The sequence below is a fragment of the Pseudactinotalea sp. HY158 genome (assembly GCF_009660225.1).
Taxonomy (GTDB): Bacteria; Actinomycetota; Actinomycetes; order Actinomycetales; family Beutenbergiaceae; genus HY158.
Genome location: NZ_CP045920.1, coordinates 1830268 through 1847584, shown reverse-complemented (window position 1 = coordinate 1847584; position 17317 = coordinate 1830268). Strand labels below are relative to the sequence as shown.

Below are 17317 nucleotides of genomic sequence, written 5' to 3'. Positions count from 1 at the left end.
GCGGGATCGACATGGTGACCGTCGCCGACATCGTGGCCCACCTGCGCGAGCGATACCCCGAGAGCACGGCCCAGGGCTGGGACGCCGTCGGCCTGACCGTCGGGGACCCGGCGGCCGCGGTCCGGCGCGTGCTCGTGGCCGTCGACATCGACCCGGCCGTGGTCGCCGAGGCCCTCGAATGGGGCGCCGACCTCCTGCTCACCCACCACCCGCTGTTCCTCTCGGGCACCACCACCGTGGCCGCGACCACTCCCAAGGGCAGGATGGTCCACGACCTCATCGGCGCCGGGGTCGCGCTCTACACCGCGCACACGAACGCCGACATCGCCCCCGGCGGGGTGAACGACTCCCTGGCCGAGCTGCTCGGGCTCGCGGACACCGTGCCGCTCGAGGTGCTCGAACCGGTCGATCACCCCGATGCGCATCCGGGCAGCGGGATCGGGCGCGTGGGTACGCTCGCCGAGCCGTTGAGCCTGCGCGGCTTCGGGGAGCTCGTGGCCGGCCGGCTGCCCGCCACCGAGCACGGCGTGCGGATCCACGGCGACCTCGACCGGTCGATCTCCCGCGTGGCGGTCTGCGGGGGGAGCGGGGACTCCTACCTCGACGCCGCCCGCCGCGCCGGAGTGGACGCCTATCTCACGGCGGACCTGCGCCACCACCGGGCCGCCGAGGCGGGCGCGATGCCGGGCGCACCGGCGCTCGTGGACGTCGCCCACTATGCGAGCGAGTGGCCCTGGGTGCCGAGCGTCGCCGACCGGCTCGCGGCGGCCTTCGACGTGGCCGTGCGGGCCTCGCGGCTCGTGACCGATCCGTGGACCGTTAGGCTTGCCAGCACCAACCTAGGAGGCTCCCGGTGACCACCGCACCCCCCGCCGAACAACGTCGCCTGCTCGAGGTCCAAGAGCTCGACACCCGGCTGGCCCAGCTGGCCCACCAGCGCCGCACCCACCCGACGCTGGCGACCCTCGAGGAGCTGACCGCCCGCGCCGCGGACCTGCAGCGCGCCCGCACGCAGGCCGGCGTGCTCGTGACGGACACCCGCCGCGAGGTGGCCAAGGCCGAGGCGGACGTGGAGCAGGTGCGCTCCCGCGCCGAGCGGGGCGCGCTCCGGCTCAACTCCGGGGAGGGCACCCCGAAGGAGCTCCAGGCGCTCACGAGTGAGCTCGAGGCGCTCGCCCGCCGCCAGGGCGTGCTCGAGGAGGCGCAGCTCGAGGTGATGGAGCGCCTCGAGGGCGCCGAGGTCGACCTGGCGGCGATGACCGAGCAGGTGCAGGCGATCGAGGCCCAGGTCGCCGACGTCACCGCCGAGAGCGAGCGGGAGATCGCCGTGCTCGACGCTCAGGCCTCCGAGACCGGCCGGGCCCGCGAGGTGCTCGCCGGCGGGATCGACGACGCGCTCATGAGCCTGTACGAGCGGGTCCGCAGCCGCACCGGCGGGCTCGGGGCGATCGCCCTCAAGGGGGAGATGACCGTGGGCGTCCAGGTCCCGCTCAGCCTGACCGAGAAGGCGGCCATCAGGGAGGCCGCCCCGGATCAGGTCATCCGCTCCGACGAGTACGACTACCTGCTCATCCGGGTCGACTGACCTGCTCGCCCGCTCCGACTCACGCGAGAGTCGGTGACCGCGCCGGATGTGCTGTCGGCGCCGTGTTGGTCGGCGTCGTGTGGGTCGGCGTCGAATGGGGTCGCTCTCCGTTCCCACGCACCTACGAATCTCCCCACGCTGGGCCGGTGGCGCCCGCCCCGCCCGGTCGGGGTGACCCATTGGTGCCACACACCAACGAATCTCCCCACGGGGGACCGGTGGCGCCCGCCCTGCCCGGTCGGGGTGACTCGTCGGTGGCAGGCGACGAAGAAGTTCCCCACCCCGCTCGGGAGGCCGGACCCGGTCGCGAGGTCAGGCGGGGAGCGTGAGCTCGAGCACCCGGGGGCCCGGGCCGGTGGCCGGTTCGAGCCGGAGGCCGGCGAGCACCGTGCCGACGAGCTCACCGGCGGCCCCGAGGAGCTGCTCCGCCGTCCGGGGCATCCGACCCGCCCGGGTGAGCAGATGCCCGGTGAGCAGCCCGCGGGTGTGCTTGGCGTCGTGGGAGACGACGGTCGGGACGCCGTCGCGCAGCTGAACCACGCGCACGCAGACCCATTCCGTCGGCGGCCGGGGGCGCCACAGCCGAATATAGGGGCCGGAGCGGCAATCGACCACGAGCCCCGGCTCCTCCGCGGACATCGCCGCGGACGTCGGCGGCGCCAGCGCCGCGATCGAGGTGCCGCCCCCGGGCAGGCCGGGCAGCTTCGCGGTCGGCGGCAGCCGGTAGGCGGGGATGGCGTCCGCGGGGGTGAGCATCCCGAACAGCGCCGAGGCGATCCGTACGTGCCGGCTCGCCCGGGAACGAGCCGTGCCCGTGAGGTCCGCGAGTCCGGAGGCGGCATAGAGCACGCCCGTGTACACCCGCGCCGCCGGGGCCGTCGGCGCCTCGAGCAGCGAGACGTTCGCCGCGACCGCCCCGGCCATCGACGCCGGCAACCCGAGCGCGCCCGGACCGCTCTCGCTCGCGGCGAGCAACGCCGTCAGCACGCGTCGACGCTGCTCGGTCAGCTCCGGATGGCTGAGCCCGGACAGGTCGAGCGGGCGGCCGGACGCGGGCGCGGTCTTGCCCTCGGAGGGCGGGAGCAGCAGGAGCACCCCGCCAGCGTACGGACCGGTCGGCGCGGTCGGTGCGTCCGTCCGCGCACTGGGCGCATCACTGGGCCCTGGACCGGGAGCGGTAGAGTGGCCCCTGGATGAGTCGACCAGGCGGTCGCGTCGCCCCGGCCTCGTGCCGGGGCGCCGAGGAACGTCCGGGCTCCACAGGGCAGAGCGGTGGGTAACACCCACCCGGGGTGACCCGCGGGACAGTGCCACAGAAAGGAAACAGCCACCGGTGCGTGCACCGGCGGTCATGGTGAAAGGGTGGTGTAAGAGACCACCAGCGCACCGGGTGACCGGTGCGGCTAGGTAAACCCCGCTCGGAGCAAGATCAGACAGGAAGCGCTCGTAGGCTGCCCGCCGAGCTTCCGGGTGGATCGCTCGAGGTGCGCGGCAACGCGCATCCTAGATGGATGACCGTCACCGCGGCCCACTCCGCGAGGAGCGGGCCGAGGGACAGAACCCGGCGTATCGGTCGACTCATCCACCCCCGTCGGCGCGCGTCAGACGTGGTGCTGGGCCGCCAACCCCGCGGCGCCCACGATGCCCGCCTGGTTCCGCAGCTGCGCGGGCACCATCGGGGCGTGCGTGGTGATGAGCGGCAGGAACTCCTCGTGGTCCTTGGACACGCCGCCGCCGATGATGAACAGGTCGGGGGAGAAGAGGAACTCGACCACCTCGAAGTAGCGCTGCAGCCGCGTCGCCCACTCCGGGTAGGACAGGCCCTCGCGGTCCTTCACGCTCGCGGCCGCCCGGGTCTCGGCGTCGTAGCCGTCGATCTCCAGGTGCCCGATCTCCAGGTTCGGCACGAGCACGCCGTTGTGCACGAGTGCGCTCCCGATGCCCGTTCCGAGCGTGATCGTGAGCACGAGTCCCGGCTTGTCGTTGCCCGCGCCGTAGCGGGCCTCGGCGTAGCCGGCGGCGTCGGCGTCGTTCATGACCGAGACGGTCCGCCCGGACCGGGCGGCGACCACCTCGCCGAGGTGGCGGCCCACCCAGTCGCCGTCCATGTTCGCGGAGGAGCGCAGCACCCCGTGCTGGAGGATCCCGGGGAACGTGACCCCGATGCGGGCGGTGCCGGGCACCTCGAAGTGGTCGAGCAGGTCGCGCACGACGTCCCCGACGGACTCGGGCTCGGCGGGGCGGGGAGTGGGTATCCGGTGCCGCTTCGTCAGGAGCCGGCCGGTACGCACGTCCACCGCGGCCCCCTTGATGCCCGAGCCGCCGATGTCCACGCCGAAGGCGATGTCGTCGTCGCCGTAGTCGACGTCGCCGATCGCCAGGGCATCGCTTTTGCTGTTCATGGACCGGATTCTAGGGGGTTCGGCGCCGAGTCTGCGTTCGCGGCCCAGCCGGTGGCATCGGGCCGCGCGCCGAGCCCGAATCTCCCGCGCTCGCGGCGGCGAGGTGCAAGACTGGGAGCAAGTTGAGCCGCAAGGAGGACTCCGATGACTGAGAACGCACGCAAGCAGCGCCCAGACTCCGAGCACGCCTACTACTACAACACCGAGACCCACGAGGTCGAGTACGGCATGCTCAGCGCCTTCACCTATCGGCTCGGGCCCTACCCGACCCGGAAGGCCGCCGAGCATGCGCGCGAGATCGCACACGCGCGCAACGAGGCCTGGCTGGCGGAGGAGCGCGCCTGGCGCCACGGCGACCTCGCCGACGACGACAACGGCGACGAGGGCGACTGAGCCGCGGCCCCGGCGATCCCATCGGGAGCGGCGCCCACCGCGAGAGCGGCGATAATGGCGCCGTGGTCTCCTCTCGCCCGTTCGCGCTCGACGCCGTGGGCGCCGGGCTCGCCATCCGTGCGGCCGCCCCCGAGCTGAGCCGAGTGCTCGCCGCGGGCGGATCCGCCCCGCTCGCGGTCGTGCAGGCACCGCCCGGGAGCGGGAAGACGACGCTCGTTCCGCCGCTGCTGTCCGAGCACCTGCGCTCCCTCCCCGGCCACCCGCCCGGCCGGGTGGTCGTCACCCAGCCGAGGAGGGTGGCCGTGCGGGCGGCCGCCCGCCGCCTCGCCGCGCTCGACGGGAGCCCGATCGGGCAGCGCGTCGGCTATGCCGTGCGCGGGGAGCGCCGCACGAGCGCGCAGGCCCTCGTGGAGTTCTGCACCCCCGGCCTGCTGCTGCGCCGCCTGCTCGGCGACCCCGACCTGCCCGGAGTCGGGGCGGTCGTGCTCGACGAGGTGCACGAACGCGACCTCGACACGGACCTGCTGCTCGGCCTCCTGGGTGAGGTGCGCGAGCTGCGGGAGGATCTGGCGCTCGTGGCGATGTCGGCGACGATCGACGCGCCCGCCTTCGCCCGCCTGCTCGGTGGCGGGGAGCCCGCCCCGATCGTGGCCTCGCCGGCGGTCCAGCACCCCCTGCGGATCGACTACGCCCCGGCGGCCGGGCCCCGCACGAGCGACCGGGGCGTCGAGCGGGCGTTCCTCGATCACGTGGCCGGCGTGGCGGCCCGCGCGGCCCGCGCGGCGGACGGGGCGGACAAGTCGGACAAGTCGGTTGACGCCCTCGTGTTCCTGCCCGGAGCGTGGGAGGTCGGCCACGTCGCCGCCCGACTCCGCAGCGACCTCGGCGGCGAGGCCGACGTGCTCGAGCTCCATTCGCGCCGCCCCGCGGCCGAGCAGGACGACGCGATCGCCGGGCGCCACCCCGGTGGCCGCCCCCGGATCGTCGTGGCGACCGCCATCGCCGAGAGCTCCCTGACCGTGCCGGGGGTCGGCCTCGTGATCGACGCCTGCCTCGCCCGTGAGCCCCGCCGCGACGCCACCCGTGACATGTCCGGCCTCGTGACCGTGGCCGCCTCCCGCGCGGCGATGGATCAACGCGCGGGCCGCGCCGCCCGGCTCGGGCCCGGCCGGGCGATCCGCTGCATCGACGAACGCGCCCATGCCGCCGCGCCCGCTGCGCCCCGTTCGCAGCTGAGCACCGCCGATCTCACCGGGGCCGCCCTCACCCTGGCCGTCTGGGGCGCCCCGGGCGGGAGGGGCCTGCGCCTGCCCGAGCCGGTGCCCGCCGCGGCGATGGCCGAGGCCGTGAGCGTGCTGCGGCGACTCGGCGCGGTGGACGCCGCCGGCCGGGCGACCGAGCTCGGCCGGCGCCTGGCGGAAATCCCCGCGGATCCCCGCCTCGCCCGGGCGCTCGTCGACGGCGCCCGGCTCGCCCGCGCCCACGCCGGTCCCGCCCCGGCGCGGCTCGCCGCCGAGATCGTCGCCCTGATCGCCGGGGACCTGCGTGCCCCCGGCGCCGACCTCGCGGGCCGGTGGCGGCAGCTGCGCTCGGGCACCGGCCCCGAGGAGCGGCGCTGGCGAACGGAGGCCGACCGACTCGAGCGGCTCGAGCGGCGCGAACCGATCGAGCCGCCGCGCGTCCAGGCACCACCGGCGGGCGCGGCGGCGGCCACCGCGAGCCCCGGGATGATCGTCGCCCTCGCCCATCCCGACCGGATCGCCCGGCTCGTGGCGGCCCCGGGAACGTACCTGCTCGCCTCCGGCACCCGCGCGGCGCTGCCGCCGGGCAGCCCGCTGATCGGCGAGCCGTGGCTCGGTGTCGCCGAGGCCGCCCGCGCCTCCGGCCGCAGCGCAGCCGGCACCGGGGCGGTGATCCGGGCGGCCGCCCCGATCGAGGCCGACGACCTGCTTGTCGCGGCCGCACACCTGCGCAGTACCCGCGTCGACGTCGTGGTCGAGCAGGGGCGGGTCCGCGCCCGCGAGACCACGCGGCTGGGGGCGATCGAGCTGGCCACCACGCCGGTGCCCGCAAGCCTCGACGGCGCCCGGCGGGCGATCCTCGCGGCCCTCGCGGACTCGGGACCGGCGCTCTTCGACCCGTCCCGGGAGGACGAGCAGTGGCGGCGCCGGCTCGCGTTCCTCCATCGCCACCTCGGCCCGCCATGGCCCGCCGTCGACGCCGCCGGGCTCGTGGCCACCGCGGACACGTGGCTCGAACCGCACCTGCGCAGCCTCGCCGGCGGCCGGGCCCTGCGCCGGGTCGACCTCGGCGCGGCGCTGCGATCGCTGCTGCCCTGGCCCGAGGCGTCCCGGCTGGAGGAGCTCGCCCCCGAACGGCTCCGGGTGCCCTCCGGCTCACGATGCCGGGTGGAGTACCCCGACGACGCCGTGGACCCCGACGCCCGGCCCGTCGTCGCGGTCAAACTGCAGGAGTGCTTCGGCCTCACCACCACCCCGACGCTGGCGAACGGGCGCGTGCGGGTGCTGTTCCACCTGCTCTCGCCGGCCGGTCGCCCGCTGGCGGTGACCGACGATCTGGCCGCCTTCTGGGCGGGCCCGTACGCGGGCGTGCGCGCGGAGAACCGGGGCCGCTACCCGAAGCACCCGTGGCCCGAGGATCCGGCATCGCACCGGCCCACCGGGCTGACGAATCGGCGGCTCGGGGAGCGCTGACCCGCTGCGGGTCCGTGGGGTCCGGCAGTAGGTCCGTGAGGGCCCGTGGGGCCCGTGGGGCCCGTGGGGGCTAGCGCTCGTACGTGTGCTCCGGGCCGGGGAACGACCCCGAACGCACCTGCGCCGCGTAGTCGCGGGCGGCCTCGGTCAGGAGCGCCCCGAGGTGGGCGAACTGCTTGGCGAACCGGGGCGACCACTCGCCCATGCCCGCCATGTCGAGCCAGACGAGCACCTGCCCGTCACACCCGGGGCCGGCGCCGATGCCGATCGTGGGGATCGCCAGGATCTCGGTCACCCGCGCCGCCACCGGCCCGGGCACCATCTCGAGCACGATCGCGATGGCCCCCGCCTCCTGGAGCGCGAGCGCGTCCGCGCACAGCTGCTCCGCCGCCTCGTCGCCGCGACCCTGCACCCGCTTGCCGCCGAGGATGTTCTCGGACTGGGGGGTGAAGCCGAGGTGCCCGACCACGGGGATCCCCGCCTGGGTGAGGGCGAGCACCTGGGCGGCCACGCGTCGTCCTCCCTCGATCTTCACGGCGTGCGCCCCGGCCTCCTTGACCATCCGGATCCCGGACTCGAGGGCGCGGGCGGCCGAGGCCTCGTAGGATCCGAACGGCAGATCGACCACGACCATCGCCCGCTGCGCGCCCCGGGCGACGGCCCGGGCGGCGGGGACGAGCTCGTCCATGGTCGTCGGCGTCGTGCCCTCGTGCCCGAGGATGTTGTCGCCGTAGGAGTCCCCGACCAGCAGCAGGTCGATCCCGGCGGCGTCGAAGATCCGGGCGGTCGGGGCGTCGTAGGCGGTGAGCATCGTCAGCCGCTCGCCGCGCTCCTTCGCGCCGCGCAGATGGTGCAGGCGCACGCGGGCGGTCCCGCCCACGGGCGGGAGGGCGGAGGCATCGGGCGCCGTCGGCTTGCTCATGGCCCACAGCCTAGTGCGTCGGCTGCGGCGGGAGCCGCCTGGGATAGCGTGGAGCGATAGCATGCCGCCCACGAGGAGCGAGGAACCGATGGACCGTCAAGCCGAACACGTGCTGCGCACGATCTCCGAACGCGACATCCGGTTCATCCGGCTGTGGTTCACCGATGTGCTCGGGGTGCTCAAGTCGGTGGCCATCGCGCCGGCCGAGCTCGAGGGCGCGTTCGCCGAGGGGATCGGCTTCGACGGCTCGGCGATCGAGGGGCTGGCGCGGGTGTCGGAATCGGACATGCTCGCCCGCCCCGACCCGACCACCTTCCAGCTGCTCCCCTGGACCGGTGAGGCCCCCGGCACGGCCCGGATGTTCTGCGACATCCACACCCCCGACGGGGAGCCCGCCGCCTCCGACCCGCGGTACGTGCTGCGCCGCGCGCTCGCGAAGGCCGACGAGGCGGGCTTCACGTTCTTCACCCATCCGGAGATCGAATTCTACCTGTTCGAGCCGCGGGCCGACTCGAGCGAACCGCTCGTCCCCGTCGACCAGGCCGGCTATTTCGATCACGTGGCCCGGAGCAAGGGGCAGGACTTCCGGCGCACGACGATCGCGATGCTCGAGGACGTGGGCATCCCGGTGGAGTTCTCCCATCACGAGGCCGGGCCCGGGCAGAACGAGATCGACCTGCGCTACGCCGACGCCCTGACGACCTCCGACAACATCATGACGTTCCGGACCGTGGTCAAGCAGGTCTCCCTCGAGCAGGGCTTCGCCGCCACGTTCATGCCGAAGCCGATGTCGGGCCGGCCCGGCTCCGGCATGCACACCCACCTGTCGCTGTTCGAGGGGGAGACGAACGCCTTCCACGATCCGGGCGGCCGGTATCAGCTCTCCGCCACGGCGCGCTCGTTCGTGGCCGGGCTGCTCCACCACAGCGCCGAGATCTGCGCGGTCACGAACCAGTTCGTCAACTCCTATAAACGTCTGTGGGGCGGGGCCGAGGCGCCGAACTACCGCTGCTGGGGGCACAACAACCGCTCGGCGCTCGTGCGGATCCCGATGTACAAGCCGGACAAGGCCCGCAGCGCCCGCGTGGAGTACCGGGGCATCGACTCGGCCGCGAACCCGTACCTGGCCTACGCGCTCATCCTGCGCGCCGGCCTCAAGGGGATCGAGGAGGGCTACGAGCTGCCCGAGGAGGCCGAGGACAACGTCTGGGAGCTGACCGACGGGGAGCGGCGCGCGCTCGGCATCGAGCCGCTGCCCGGATCGCTCGAGCAGGCCGCCGACGCCATGGCCGACTCCGAGCTCGTGGCGGACACCCTCGGCGAGCACGTCTTCGCCCACGTGCTCGCGAACAAGCGGCAGGAGTGGCGGGACTATCGTGCCCAGGTCACCGCGTACGAGCTGGCACAGATCGACGTGATCTGACCGGTGCGACCCGCAACCCTCGCCACGCTCATGCGGCGGGCCCAGGTGCGCGATGCCGAGCGCACCGGGCGCTTCCTCGCGAGTGCGGCGGGGGAGGGGCTGCTGCCGACCCTCGAGCGGCTCACCCCGGACCTGGCCCGGCTCGCCGATCCCGATCAGGCCCTCGTCATGCTCGTGCAACTCGCCGAGGAGCTCGGCGCCGACCGGGTCCGAGAGCTGCTCCGGGACCCGGCGGCGGCCTGGCAGCTGCTGCGCCTCCTCGGCGGCTCCCGAGCGCTGGGGGACTGGCTGCTCACCCACCCCGAGCACCTCGACGCCGCCACCGACCCCGGCCCGTTCCCCGGCGCGGGTGCCTATGACGAGCGGCTGGCCGCGGCGGCCGTGTCCGCGAGTGGGGACGACGCCGTCGCGGCCCTGCGCATCGCCTACCGTCGCGAGCTGGTCGCCATCGCCGCCCGCGACCTCGCGAGCGAGGAGCCGGTCGCCGTGCTGCCCGAGGTGGCCGCGGCCCTCGCCGATCTCGCCGGGGCCGCGCTCGAGGGGGCCCTGCTCATCGCCCGCGCCGAGACCCCCGGGGGCGAGCACGTGCGGCTCGCGGTCATCGGGATGGGCAAGACCGGGGGCCGGGAGCTCAACTACCTCTCCGACGTCGACGTCGTCTACGTGGCGGGGTCTGCGGGGGAGGGGTCGAACGAGGGCGAAGATTCGACCGAGGAGACCGGGGCGAACGAGGCGGCCACCCGGCTCGCCACGAACCTCGCCTCGGTGTGCACCCGCCCGAACCGGGAGCCGCCGCTGTGGCAGGTCGACGCGAACCTGCGCCCGGAGGGCCGACAGGGTCCGCTCGTGCGCACCGTCGACTCCCACCTGGCGTATTACCGCCGCTGGGCCCAGACCTGGGAGTTCCAGGCGCTGCTCAAGGCGCGGCACGTGGCCGGGGACGCCGACCTGGCCGCGGCCTACCTCGCGGGCATCGGGCCGATGGTGTGGCAGGCGGCGGGCCGGGACCACTTCGTGGAGGACGCCCGGGCGATGCGCCGGCGGGTGGAGGAGCTCGTGCCCGCCGGCGAGGCCGACCGCCAGATCAAGCTGGGGCGCGGCGGCCTGCGGGACGTCGAGTTCACCGTGCAGCTGCTCCAGCTCGTCCACGGTCGCCTCGCGGGTGAACTGCGCTCGCCCACGACCCTCGACGCCCTCGCCGCGCTGTCCGCGGGCGGCTACGTCGGGCGGGACGCCGCGGCCGCCATGGCCGATCAGTACCGGTTCCTGCGGGTGCTCGAGCACCGGATCCAGCTGTGGCGGCTGCAGCGCACCCACCTCATGCCCACCTCCGCCGCGGCGCTGCGCCGGCTCGCGCGGGCCGTCGGCGCACGCGACGGGGACGAGCTGCTCGCCCGCTGGCGTTCGACCCGCCGGCAGGTGCGCCGCCTGCACGAGGAGCTCTTCTACCGTCCGCTCCTGCCCGCCACCGCGCAGCTCTCGCCCGCGGACGTCGCCCTCGAGCCCGAGACCGCGGTCGTGCGCCTCACCGCGCTCGGGTACACGGACGCCCGGGGGGCGCTGCGCCACATCGGTGCGCTGACCGAGGGGGTCTCGCGGCGGGCGGCGATCCAGCGCCAGCTCCTGCCGGTGCTGCTCGGCTGGTTCGCCGACGGGGCGGATCCGGACGGCGGTCTGCTCGCCTTCCGCAAGCTCTCCGACGTGCTCGGCACCACCCATTGGTACCTGCGACTGCTGCGGGATTCGGGGGTGGCGGCCGAACGCTTGGCCCAGTTGCTGTCGGAGTCGGTGTACCTGGCCGATCTGCTGCTGCGCTCGCCGGAGTCGGTGGCGTGGCTCGACCGGGCCGAGGAGCTGCGCCCGCGCTCCGCCGAGCAGCTGCGCACGCGGATCGAGAGCCTCGTCTCCCGCCGCAGCAGCGCCGCCGACGCCGCCCAGGCGGTCCGGTTCGTGCGCCGACGCGAGCTCACCCGCACGGCGATGGCCGATGTGCTCGCAGACGTCGACGTGGAATCGACCCTCGTCATCTCCGACATCGCCGACGTCGCCCTCGCCGGCTGCCTCGACCTGGCCCGAGCCGAGGCCACCGCGGAGGCCGGTCTCGATGCGGATCCGGCGGAGTTCCTCGTGGTCGCGATGGGACGCCTCGGCGGGCGGGAGATCGGGTACGCCTCCGACGCCGATGTGCTCTTCGCCTTTCGGGAACTGGGGACCGCGGGCGGGGAGGAGACCCAGGCCTGGGCCACCGGGGTGGCGACCCGGCTGCGCCGCTTCCTCGGCGACGCCGGGCGCGAGCCGGCGCTCGAGGTCGACGTCGACCTGCGCCCCGAGGGCCGGAACGGCCCGATCGTGCGATCGCTCGCCGCCTTCGACCAGTACTACCGGCGCTGGGTGCAGCCGTGGGAGCGCCAGGCCCTCTTGCGCGCCCGCTATGCGGCCGGGTCGGTGGCCCTGGGCGAGGAGTTCACCGCCCTCATCGATCCGCTGCGCTACGGGCCGCCACCGGAGCCGGGTGGGCTGCGGGAGCTGCGCCGCATCAAGGCGCGGGTCGAGGCGGAGCGCCTCCCACGGGGGGTGCCCACGACCCACCACCTCAAGCTGGGCCGTGGCGGGCTCGCGGATGTCGAATGGACGGCGCAGCTGCTCGCTCTCCAGCACGCCCACGACGTGCCCGCGCTCCGCCACACCGGCACCCGGGAGGTGCTCCGCGCGGCCGGGGAGGCGGGGCTGATCGGGCCGGACGACGCGGCCGACCTGATCGAGGCCTGGACGCTGGCGAGCCGGATCCGGAACGCGATCGTGCTCGGCAGCGGCCGCACGAGCGGGGTCAAGGTCGACGTGTTCCCCCGGGACCGCGCCGAGGCGGGCAAGGTGGCCCGGCTGCTCGGCTATCGGGCCGGGCTCGCCGCCGACTTCGAGCAGGACTGGTTCCGCGTGGCCCGCCACGCCCGCACGGTCGTCGAACGGGTCTTCTACGGCGGCTGAGTCGCCCGAATGAATCGCCCAGGGGAATCGGGGACGACCGAACGGCCCCGCCCTCCTGCCGGAGGTGCGGGGCCGTTCGGGGTGCTGCGGGGCCGGCTGCGTCAGGGGATGAGCAGGCCGGTGGAGGTGGGCAGCCACAGCGAGAGCTGGGGCACGAACACCACGAGGAAGAGCATCGCGATGATCGCGAGCAGGAACGGCCACAGCTGCTTGATCACCGGTTCGATCCGCAACCGGGCCACGCGTGCCCCGACGAAGAGCACATTGCCCACCGGCGGGGTGATCACCCCGACCGACAGGTTCATCACGACCATCGCACCGAAGTGCACCGGGTCGACTCCGAGCTCGAGCGCGATGGGCAGGAAGATCGGCACGAAGATGAGGATCGCCGGCGTCGGGTCCATGAAGGTTCCGACGATGAGCAGGATGACCATCATGATGAGCAGCACGACGACCTTGCTGTCCGTGGCCCCGAGGATCGTGTCGGAGATGACGTCCGGGATCCGCGCGAAGGACATGACGAAGGACAGCGCGGTCGAGACCGCCACGAGCAGCATGACGATGGCGGTCGTGCGGCCGGCGTCGATGAGGATGCCCGGCAGTTCCCGGAACTTGATCGAGCGGTAGATCGCCGAGAGCACGAGGCAGTAGACGACGGCGATCGATGCCGACTCGGTGGCGGTGAAGTAGCCGAAGATGATGCCCCCGACCACGACGATGATCATGAGCATCGAGGGCACGGCGCGCCAGAACACGAGCATCGCCTGGGCGAAGGTCACCCGATCGGTGGACTTGAGCTTGCCCTTCTGGCGGCGCGCGTACAGGTACACGATGACCATGCAGGCCAGGGCCCACAGGATGCCCGGGAAGACCCCGGCCATGAACAGCGCCGCGATCGACGTGCTCGAGACGAGCGAGTAGACGATGAACGTGTTCGAGGGCGGGATGAGCATCCCCGACGGCGCCGAGGCGACGTTCACCGCGGCGGAGAACGGCTTCTTGTATCCCTCGGCGGACATCCGCGGGTTCATGACCGTGCCGACCGCCGCGGCGGCGGCCACCGCGGCCCCCGAGACCGCGCCGAACATGGCGTTGGCCACGACGTTCGTCTGCGCGAGCGAGGCGGGCATGCGCCCGGTGACGACCTTCGCGGCGTCGACGAGCCGGCCCGCGATGCCGCCGTTGTTCATGATGACGCCCGCGAGCACGAACAGCGGGATCGCCAGCAGCGGGAAGGAGTTGATCCCGGTGAACATGCGCTGGGAGGTGACGAGGACCGCCTCCTGCATCCCGAGCAGGGGCACGGCGGCGATGAACGAGACGGCGCCGATGACGACCGCGATGGGCACCGAGAGCACGATGCCGATGATGATGCCGAAGAGCAGGATGAGTCCGGCGAGCGTTGCGGGATCCATGGTCAGCCCTCCCTGGTCTGGTCGATTGCCTCGGGCGACTGGGTCGATTCCGGCAGCAGCTCACTGCTCGCCGAGTACTTGCTCAGCTGCACTTCGGGGTCGTCCTCGGACTCGACGTCGGGATAGGGGGAGACGTCGCCCCGGACGAGCCCCCTGAGGTAGAAGATCGAGTAGAACGCCATGAGGAGTCCGGAGACCGGCAGCGCGAGGTACATCTGCCCGAACGTGAACGGCAGCGCGCTGAGCTCCTGGGTCCAGGCGTTCTGCGAGGCCCGCCAGCCGCCCCAGACGAGCACGATGAGCGCGAAGGCGAGCACGATGAGCTGCACGACGATCGCGATGATCTGCTCGGTCCGCGGCGGGAAGCGCCGCACGATCACCTCGACGGCGATGTGCCCGCGTTCCCCGAAGAGGAACGCGGAGGCGAACAGGCCGAGCCAGACGAAGGTCTGTCGGGCTCCCTCATCGGTCCAGGTGGCCGGGCTGCTCAGCACCTGTCGGCTGAACACCTGCCACACGACGATGAGTACGAGGAGTGCGAAGAGGACGACGGTGATCCAGTAGAGGGTCCTGTCCAGGCCCTTCTTGATCGATTCCATGGTGCTCCTCCCTTCTTGAATGTCCGGCTCGGCCCGTTCGGTCACTGGCCTTCGCGGGCGTTGTCGTAGAGGGCCTGCTGGTTGTCGGTCTTGATGAACTCCTCGGCGACGGCGGCCAGGGCGTCGGAGAAGGCGGCGTCGTCGACCTCGGTGAACGTGGCCCCGCCGGCGGTCGCGCCGTCGATGGCGTCCTGGGTGGCCTGCGTCCACAGCTCGGTGTGCTCGGCCCAGGCGGCGGCCCAGCCCTCGTCGAAGGCGGCGCGGTCCTCATCGGTCATGCTCTCGAGCTTGTCCGTGTTGATGATGACGTAGTCGAGGCCGACGACGTGGTTCGTGTACGAGAAGTACGGGGCGACCTCGAAGTGCTTCTGGGTGAAGTAGGAGACCTCGTTGTTCTCGGCGGCGTCCACGACCCCGGACTGCAGGCCCGTGTAGAGCTCGCCGTAGGCCATCGGCGTGGCGGCGGCGCCGAGCGCCTCGGCGATCGCGACGTTCAGGTCGGACTCCTGCACGCGCATCTTCTTGCCGGCCAGGTCGGCCGGGCTCTCGACGGCGCCGAAGGTCGTGTAGACGCTGCGGCTGCCCTGGGTCAGGCCGCCGATGACGGTGAGGTTGTTCGACTCCTCGAGGGAGGCGAACAGCTCGCTCGTCAGCTCGCCCGGGTTGTTGATCACCTGCATCTGGTGGTCGATGTCGGTGAAGACCTTGGGCAGGTTGTAGGCGGTGAAGTCGGCGTTGAGGTTCTCGAGCTGGGCGCCCGAGACGACCGCCATGTCGACGCTGCCGTCGGAGACGAGCTGGAGGGCCTCGGCCTGGGCGCCGAGCGTCTCGTTCGGGAAGACGTCGATTCCCCAGCGGCCGTCGGTGCTCTCCTCGAGGGCCTGACCGAAGTTGTCGAGGGCGATGTAGGAGGGGTGCTCCTCGGTCTGGTTGAGCGCGAGGCGCATGGTCGAGCCGGAGCCGTCGCCGCCGTCGCTGCTGCCACCGCCGCTGCACGCTCCGAGCAGGAGGCCCGCGGACGCGATGCCGGCGACGAGGATCGGAGTCTTCTTCATACGCATGGTGCGTTCCGTTCGTAGAGTCGGGGAGCAAGCCCAGTGCGGGGGGAGTGTGACCGCATTGTCCTGGGATCGCCGTCAGATGAGCGGGCCGGTCGGGAGGCAACCACCGCCGACCCTGCTGACTAGGATTCAGCCAGATCGACGGGCTCGGTCGCTAACGGTTGCCAGGGGTTGCCACGGGCGTGCGGTCCGCGGAGATCTGGGCGGCGAGGTGCCCGGCGCCGTACCCGTTGTCGATGTTGACCACGGCGACCCCGGGCGCGCAGGCGTTGAGCATCGTGAGCAGCGGGGCGAGCCCGGCGAAGGCCGCGCCGTAGCCGACGGAGGTGGGCACGGCGATGACCGGTGCGCTCACGAGGCCCGCGACGACACCCGGTAGGGCGCCGTCCATACCCGCGGCCACGACGATCGCCGAGGCCTCGCGCAGCCGATCGACCTGGGCGAGGAGGCGGTGCAGGCCCGCCACGCCGACGTCGGCCAGGAGGGAGGCCTCCCGCCCGAGGTGGCGGGCGGTCAGCTGCGCCTCGAGCGCCACCGGCACGTCGGAGGTGCCGGCGCTGAGCACGAGCACGGAGCCCCCGGGGCGCGGGCGGCCGCGCGGGCCACGCCACGAGGCGGGCCTGCTCGTGGTGGGCGGCCTCCGGGAGCGCGGCGCGGATCGCCTCGACCTGCTCGGGTCGCACGCGCGTGAACAGGGTCGGGGTGCCGGCATCCGCGACCCGGGCCGCGACGAGGGCGACCTGCTCGGTCGACTTGGGCTCGCACAGCACGGCCTCGGGGTAGCCGCGCCGGCGGCCGCGCTCGAGATCGAGACGGACCTGCTCGAACTCCGGTCCCGGCGCCCACGCCGGTGTCGGCTGATCAGGCACGGGTGGCCCCGAGCACGAGCGGCAGGGTGAACGCGCCGGACTGGATGCCGCGCAGGTCGAGGGCCGCGAACGTGAACCCGGCGGCCGTGACGAGGGTGTGGATGGCCTCGTGCTGCCGGGCCGCGGCGGGGATCTCGGCGATGGGCACCTCGATGCGGGCGATCTCGCCGTGGTGACGAACCCGACAGTCGGTGAACCCGAGCCGGCGCAGCCCGCCCTCCGCCTCGTCGATCTGGCGCAGCTTCTCCGGCGTCACCTCCTGGAAGTGCGGGATACGGGAGGCGAGGCACGGCGCGGCGGGCTTGTCGGCGACCGGGACGCCGAGCTGCCGGGCCGCCTGCCGCACCATGAGCTTGGTCATGCCGGCCGCGGACATCGGCCGCAGCACCCGGTGGTCGACCGCGGCCTGCGCGCCGGGGCGGTCGGGGCGGCGGGCGTCGTCGGCGTTCTCGCCGTAGGCGATGGCCGCGAGCCCGAGCTCGTCCACGAGTTCGTCGGAGATCCGGGTGAACAGCTCGTCCTTGCAGTGGAAGCAGCGGTCCGGGCCGTTCGCCCGGTACGACTCGTTCTCGCCCTCGTGGGTGCGGATCTCGACGACCCGGGCGCCGATCTCGCGGGCCGTCGCGTGGGCTCGCTCACGCTCGTCGGTGGCCAGGCTCGGGGAGACGCCGAGGATCGCGACCACCTGGTCGGCCCCGAGCTCCGCGACCGCGAGGGCCAGCAGTGTGGCCGAATCGACGCCGCCGGAGTAGGCCACCCCGAGCGGGGCGTGACCGCGGAGATCGGCTCGCGCTCGGGCGAGGGCGCCGGTCAGGGCCTCGGGGGTCGGTTCGGTTCGCGGTGTCATCGGTAGCCTCCAGCTCGAGCGGCGCGGCCGGGGCCGGACTCGGGGCGGACGCGCCGGGATTCGATGGCCATCCTGCTCGGCGCTCGGACGGCCTCACCACAT

14 protein-coding genes and 1 other RNA gene are annotated in these 17317 nt (G+C 73.4%); 7 read left to right on the top strand and 8 right to left on the bottom strand.

Translation table 11 applies throughout. From position 1 onward, the window contains the following. The first annotated feature begins 11 nt into the window (after nucleotides 1–11). Together GCE65_RS08240 and GCE65_RS08235 are read left to right on the top strand one after the other, a co-directional pair. Entirely contained in the window at nucleotides 12–857 is an 846-nt protein-coding gene (locus GCE65_RS08240) for a Nif3-like dinuclear metal center hexameric protein (RefSeq protein ID WP_153878045.1), read from the top strand. Beyond that, complete coding sequence (locus tag GCE65_RS08235) at nucleotides 854–1585, top strand: zinc ribbon domain-containing protein (RefSeq protein ID WP_153878044.1); 732 nt, start codon at nucleotides 854–856, stop codon at nucleotides 1583–1585. The genes GCE65_RS08240 and GCE65_RS08235 overlap by 4 nt, the downstream gene beginning before the upstream one ends. A 312-nt stretch (nucleotides 1586–1897) precedes the next feature. Here GCE65_RS08235 and GCE65_RS08230 read toward each other — a convergent pair whose 3' ends face one another. Further along, nucleotides 1898–2680 carry a YaaA family protein gene (locus GCE65_RS08230; RefSeq protein WP_194928639.1) on the bottom strand — a complete coding sequence of 261 codons (783 nt, stop codon included), beginning with the start codon at nucleotides 2678–2680 and terminating at the stop codon, nucleotides 1898–1900. Between the two features lie 99 nt (nucleotides 2681–2779). Between GCE65_RS08230 and rnpB the strand changes: the two genes are divergently transcribed. Continuing rightward, nucleotides 2780–3170, top strand: an RNA gene (rnpB, locus tag GCE65_RS08225) — RNase P RNA component class A. Nucleotides 3171–3186: 16 nt separating this feature from the next. Here the strand turns inward: rnpB and ppgK are convergent. Then, the gene (gene ppgK, locus GCE65_RS08220) at nucleotides 3187–3987 is read right to left on the bottom strand and encodes a polyphosphate--glucose phosphotransferase (RefSeq protein ID WP_153878042.1); all 801 of its coding nucleotides are present in this window, start codon (nucleotides 3985–3987) and stop codon (nucleotides 3187–3189) included. Between the two features lie 144 nt (nucleotides 3988–4131). Between ppgK and GCE65_RS08215 the strand changes: the two genes are divergently transcribed. Beyond that, the gene (locus GCE65_RS08215; protein ID WP_152819007.1) at nucleotides 4132–4380 is read left to right on the top strand and encodes an SPOR domain-containing protein; all 249 of its coding nucleotides are present in this window, start codon (nucleotides 4132–4134) and stop codon (nucleotides 4378–4380) included. Nucleotides 4381–4442: 62 nt separating this feature from the next. Then, a complete protein-coding gene (gene hrpB, locus GCE65_RS08210) occupies nucleotides 4443–7094 on the top strand; it encodes an ATP-dependent helicase HrpB (RefSeq protein WP_153878041.1) in 2652 nt (883 codons plus the stop codon). 70 nt (nucleotides 7095–7164) lie between these two features. Here hrpB and panB read toward each other — a convergent pair whose 3' ends face one another. Further along, nucleotides 7165–8016, bottom strand: a complete 852-nt coding sequence (gene panB / locus GCE65_RS08205; protein ID WP_152819009.1) for a 3-methyl-2-oxobutanoate hydroxymethyltransferase — start codon at nucleotides 8014–8016, stop codon at nucleotides 7165–7167. An 88-nt stretch (nucleotides 8017–8104) separates the two neighbouring features. On the opposite strand from panB, the gene GCE65_RS08200 reads away from it, so the two are divergent. Both GCE65_RS08200 and GCE65_RS08195 read left to right on the top strand, forming a co-directional pair. Beyond that, nucleotides 8105–9439, top strand: a complete 1335-nt coding sequence (locus GCE65_RS08200; RefSeq protein ID WP_153878040.1) for a glutamine synthetase family protein — start codon at nucleotides 8105–8107, stop codon at nucleotides 9437–9439. A gap of 30 nt (nucleotides 9440–9469) precedes the next feature. Further along, the gene (locus tag GCE65_RS08195) at nucleotides 9470–12424 is read left to right on the top strand and encodes a bifunctional [glutamine synthetase] adenylyltransferase/[glutamine synthetase]-adenylyl-L-tyrosine phosphorylase (protein WP_153879192.1); all 2955 of its coding nucleotides are present in this window, start codon (nucleotides 9470–9472) and stop codon (nucleotides 12422–12424) included. A 101-nt stretch (nucleotides 12425–12525) separates the two neighbouring features. Here GCE65_RS08195 and GCE65_RS08190 read toward each other — a convergent pair whose 3' ends face one another. The 5 genes from GCE65_RS08190 to larE all read right to left on the bottom strand — a co-directional run bounded on the left by GCE65_RS08190 (nucleotide 12526) and on the right by larE (nucleotide 17215). Next, the gene (locus GCE65_RS08190; protein WP_152819012.1) at nucleotides 12526–13839 is read right to left on the bottom strand and encodes a TRAP transporter large permease; all 1314 of its coding nucleotides are present in this window, start codon (nucleotides 13837–13839) and stop codon (nucleotides 12526–12528) included. Nucleotides 13840–13841: 2 nt separating this feature from the next. Further along, the gene (locus tag GCE65_RS08185) at nucleotides 13842–14438 is read right to left on the bottom strand and encodes a TRAP transporter small permease (RefSeq protein ID WP_153878039.1); all 597 of its coding nucleotides are present in this window, start codon (nucleotides 14436–14438) and stop codon (nucleotides 13842–13844) included. Nucleotides 14439–14479: 41 nt separating this feature from the next. Further along, nucleotides 14480–15499, bottom strand: a complete 1020-nt coding sequence (locus tag GCE65_RS08180) for a TRAP transporter substrate-binding protein (RefSeq protein WP_228759841.1) — start codon at nucleotides 15497–15499, stop codon at nucleotides 14480–14482. Nucleotides 15500–15653: 154 nt separating this feature from the next. After that, nucleotides 15654–16070 carry a nickel pincer cofactor biosynthesis protein LarB gene (gene larB / locus GCE65_RS17050; protein ID WP_370460085.1) on the bottom strand — a complete coding sequence of 139 codons (417 nt, stop codon included), beginning with the start codon at nucleotides 16068–16070 and terminating at the stop codon, nucleotides 15654–15656. Nucleotides 16071–16360: 290 nt separating this feature from the next. Continuing rightward, the gene (gene larE / locus GCE65_RS08170; protein ID WP_153878038.1) at nucleotides 16361–17215 is read right to left on the bottom strand and encodes an ATP-dependent sacrificial sulfur transferase LarE; all 855 of its coding nucleotides are present in this window, start codon (nucleotides 17213–17215) and stop codon (nucleotides 16361–16363) included. Between the last annotated feature and the right edge of the window lie 102 nt (nucleotides 17216–17317).

What these genes read in the sequence shown, in the direction of transcription:
- GCE65_RS08180 (WP_228759841.1), bottom strand. Translation starts at nt 15,499, where the DNA reads ATGCGTATGAAGAAGACTCCGATCCTCGTCGCCGGCATCGCGTCCGCG.
- GCE65_RS08195 (WP_153879192.1), top strand. Translation starts at nt 9,470, where the DNA reads ATGCGGCGGGCCCAGGTGCGCGATGCCGAGCGCACCGGGCGCTTCCTC.
- panB (WP_152819009.1), bottom strand. Translation starts at nt 8,016, where the DNA reads ATGAGCAAGCCGACGGCGCCCGATGCCTCCGCCCTCCCGCCCGTGGGC.
- GCE65_RS08240 (WP_153878045.1), top strand. Translation starts at nt 12, where the DNA reads ATGGTGACCGTCGCCGACATCGTGGCCCACCTGCGCGAGCGATACCCC.
- GCE65_RS08215 (WP_152819007.1), top strand. Translation starts at nt 4,132, where the DNA reads ATGACTGAGAACGCACGCAAGCAGCGCCCAGACTCCGAGCACGCCTAC.
- GCE65_RS08185 (WP_153878039.1), bottom strand. Translation starts at nt 14,438, where the DNA reads ATGGAATCGATCAAGAAGGGCCTGGACAGGACCCTCTACTGGATCACC.
- GCE65_RS08190 (WP_152819012.1), bottom strand. Translation starts at nt 13,839, where the DNA reads ATGGATCCCGCAACGCTCGCCGGACTCATCCTGCTCTTCGGCATCATC.
- larE (WP_153878038.1), bottom strand. Translation starts at nt 17,215, where the DNA reads ATGACACCGCGAACCGAACCGACCCCCGAGGCCCTGACCGGCGCCCTC.
- GCE65_RS08200 (WP_153878040.1), top strand. Translation starts at nt 8,105, where the DNA reads ATGGACCGTCAAGCCGAACACGTGCTGCGCACGATCTCCGAACGCGAC.
- ppgK (WP_153878042.1), bottom strand. Translation starts at nt 3,987, where the DNA reads ATGAACAGCAAAAGCGATGCCCTGGCGATCGGCGACGTCGACTACGGC.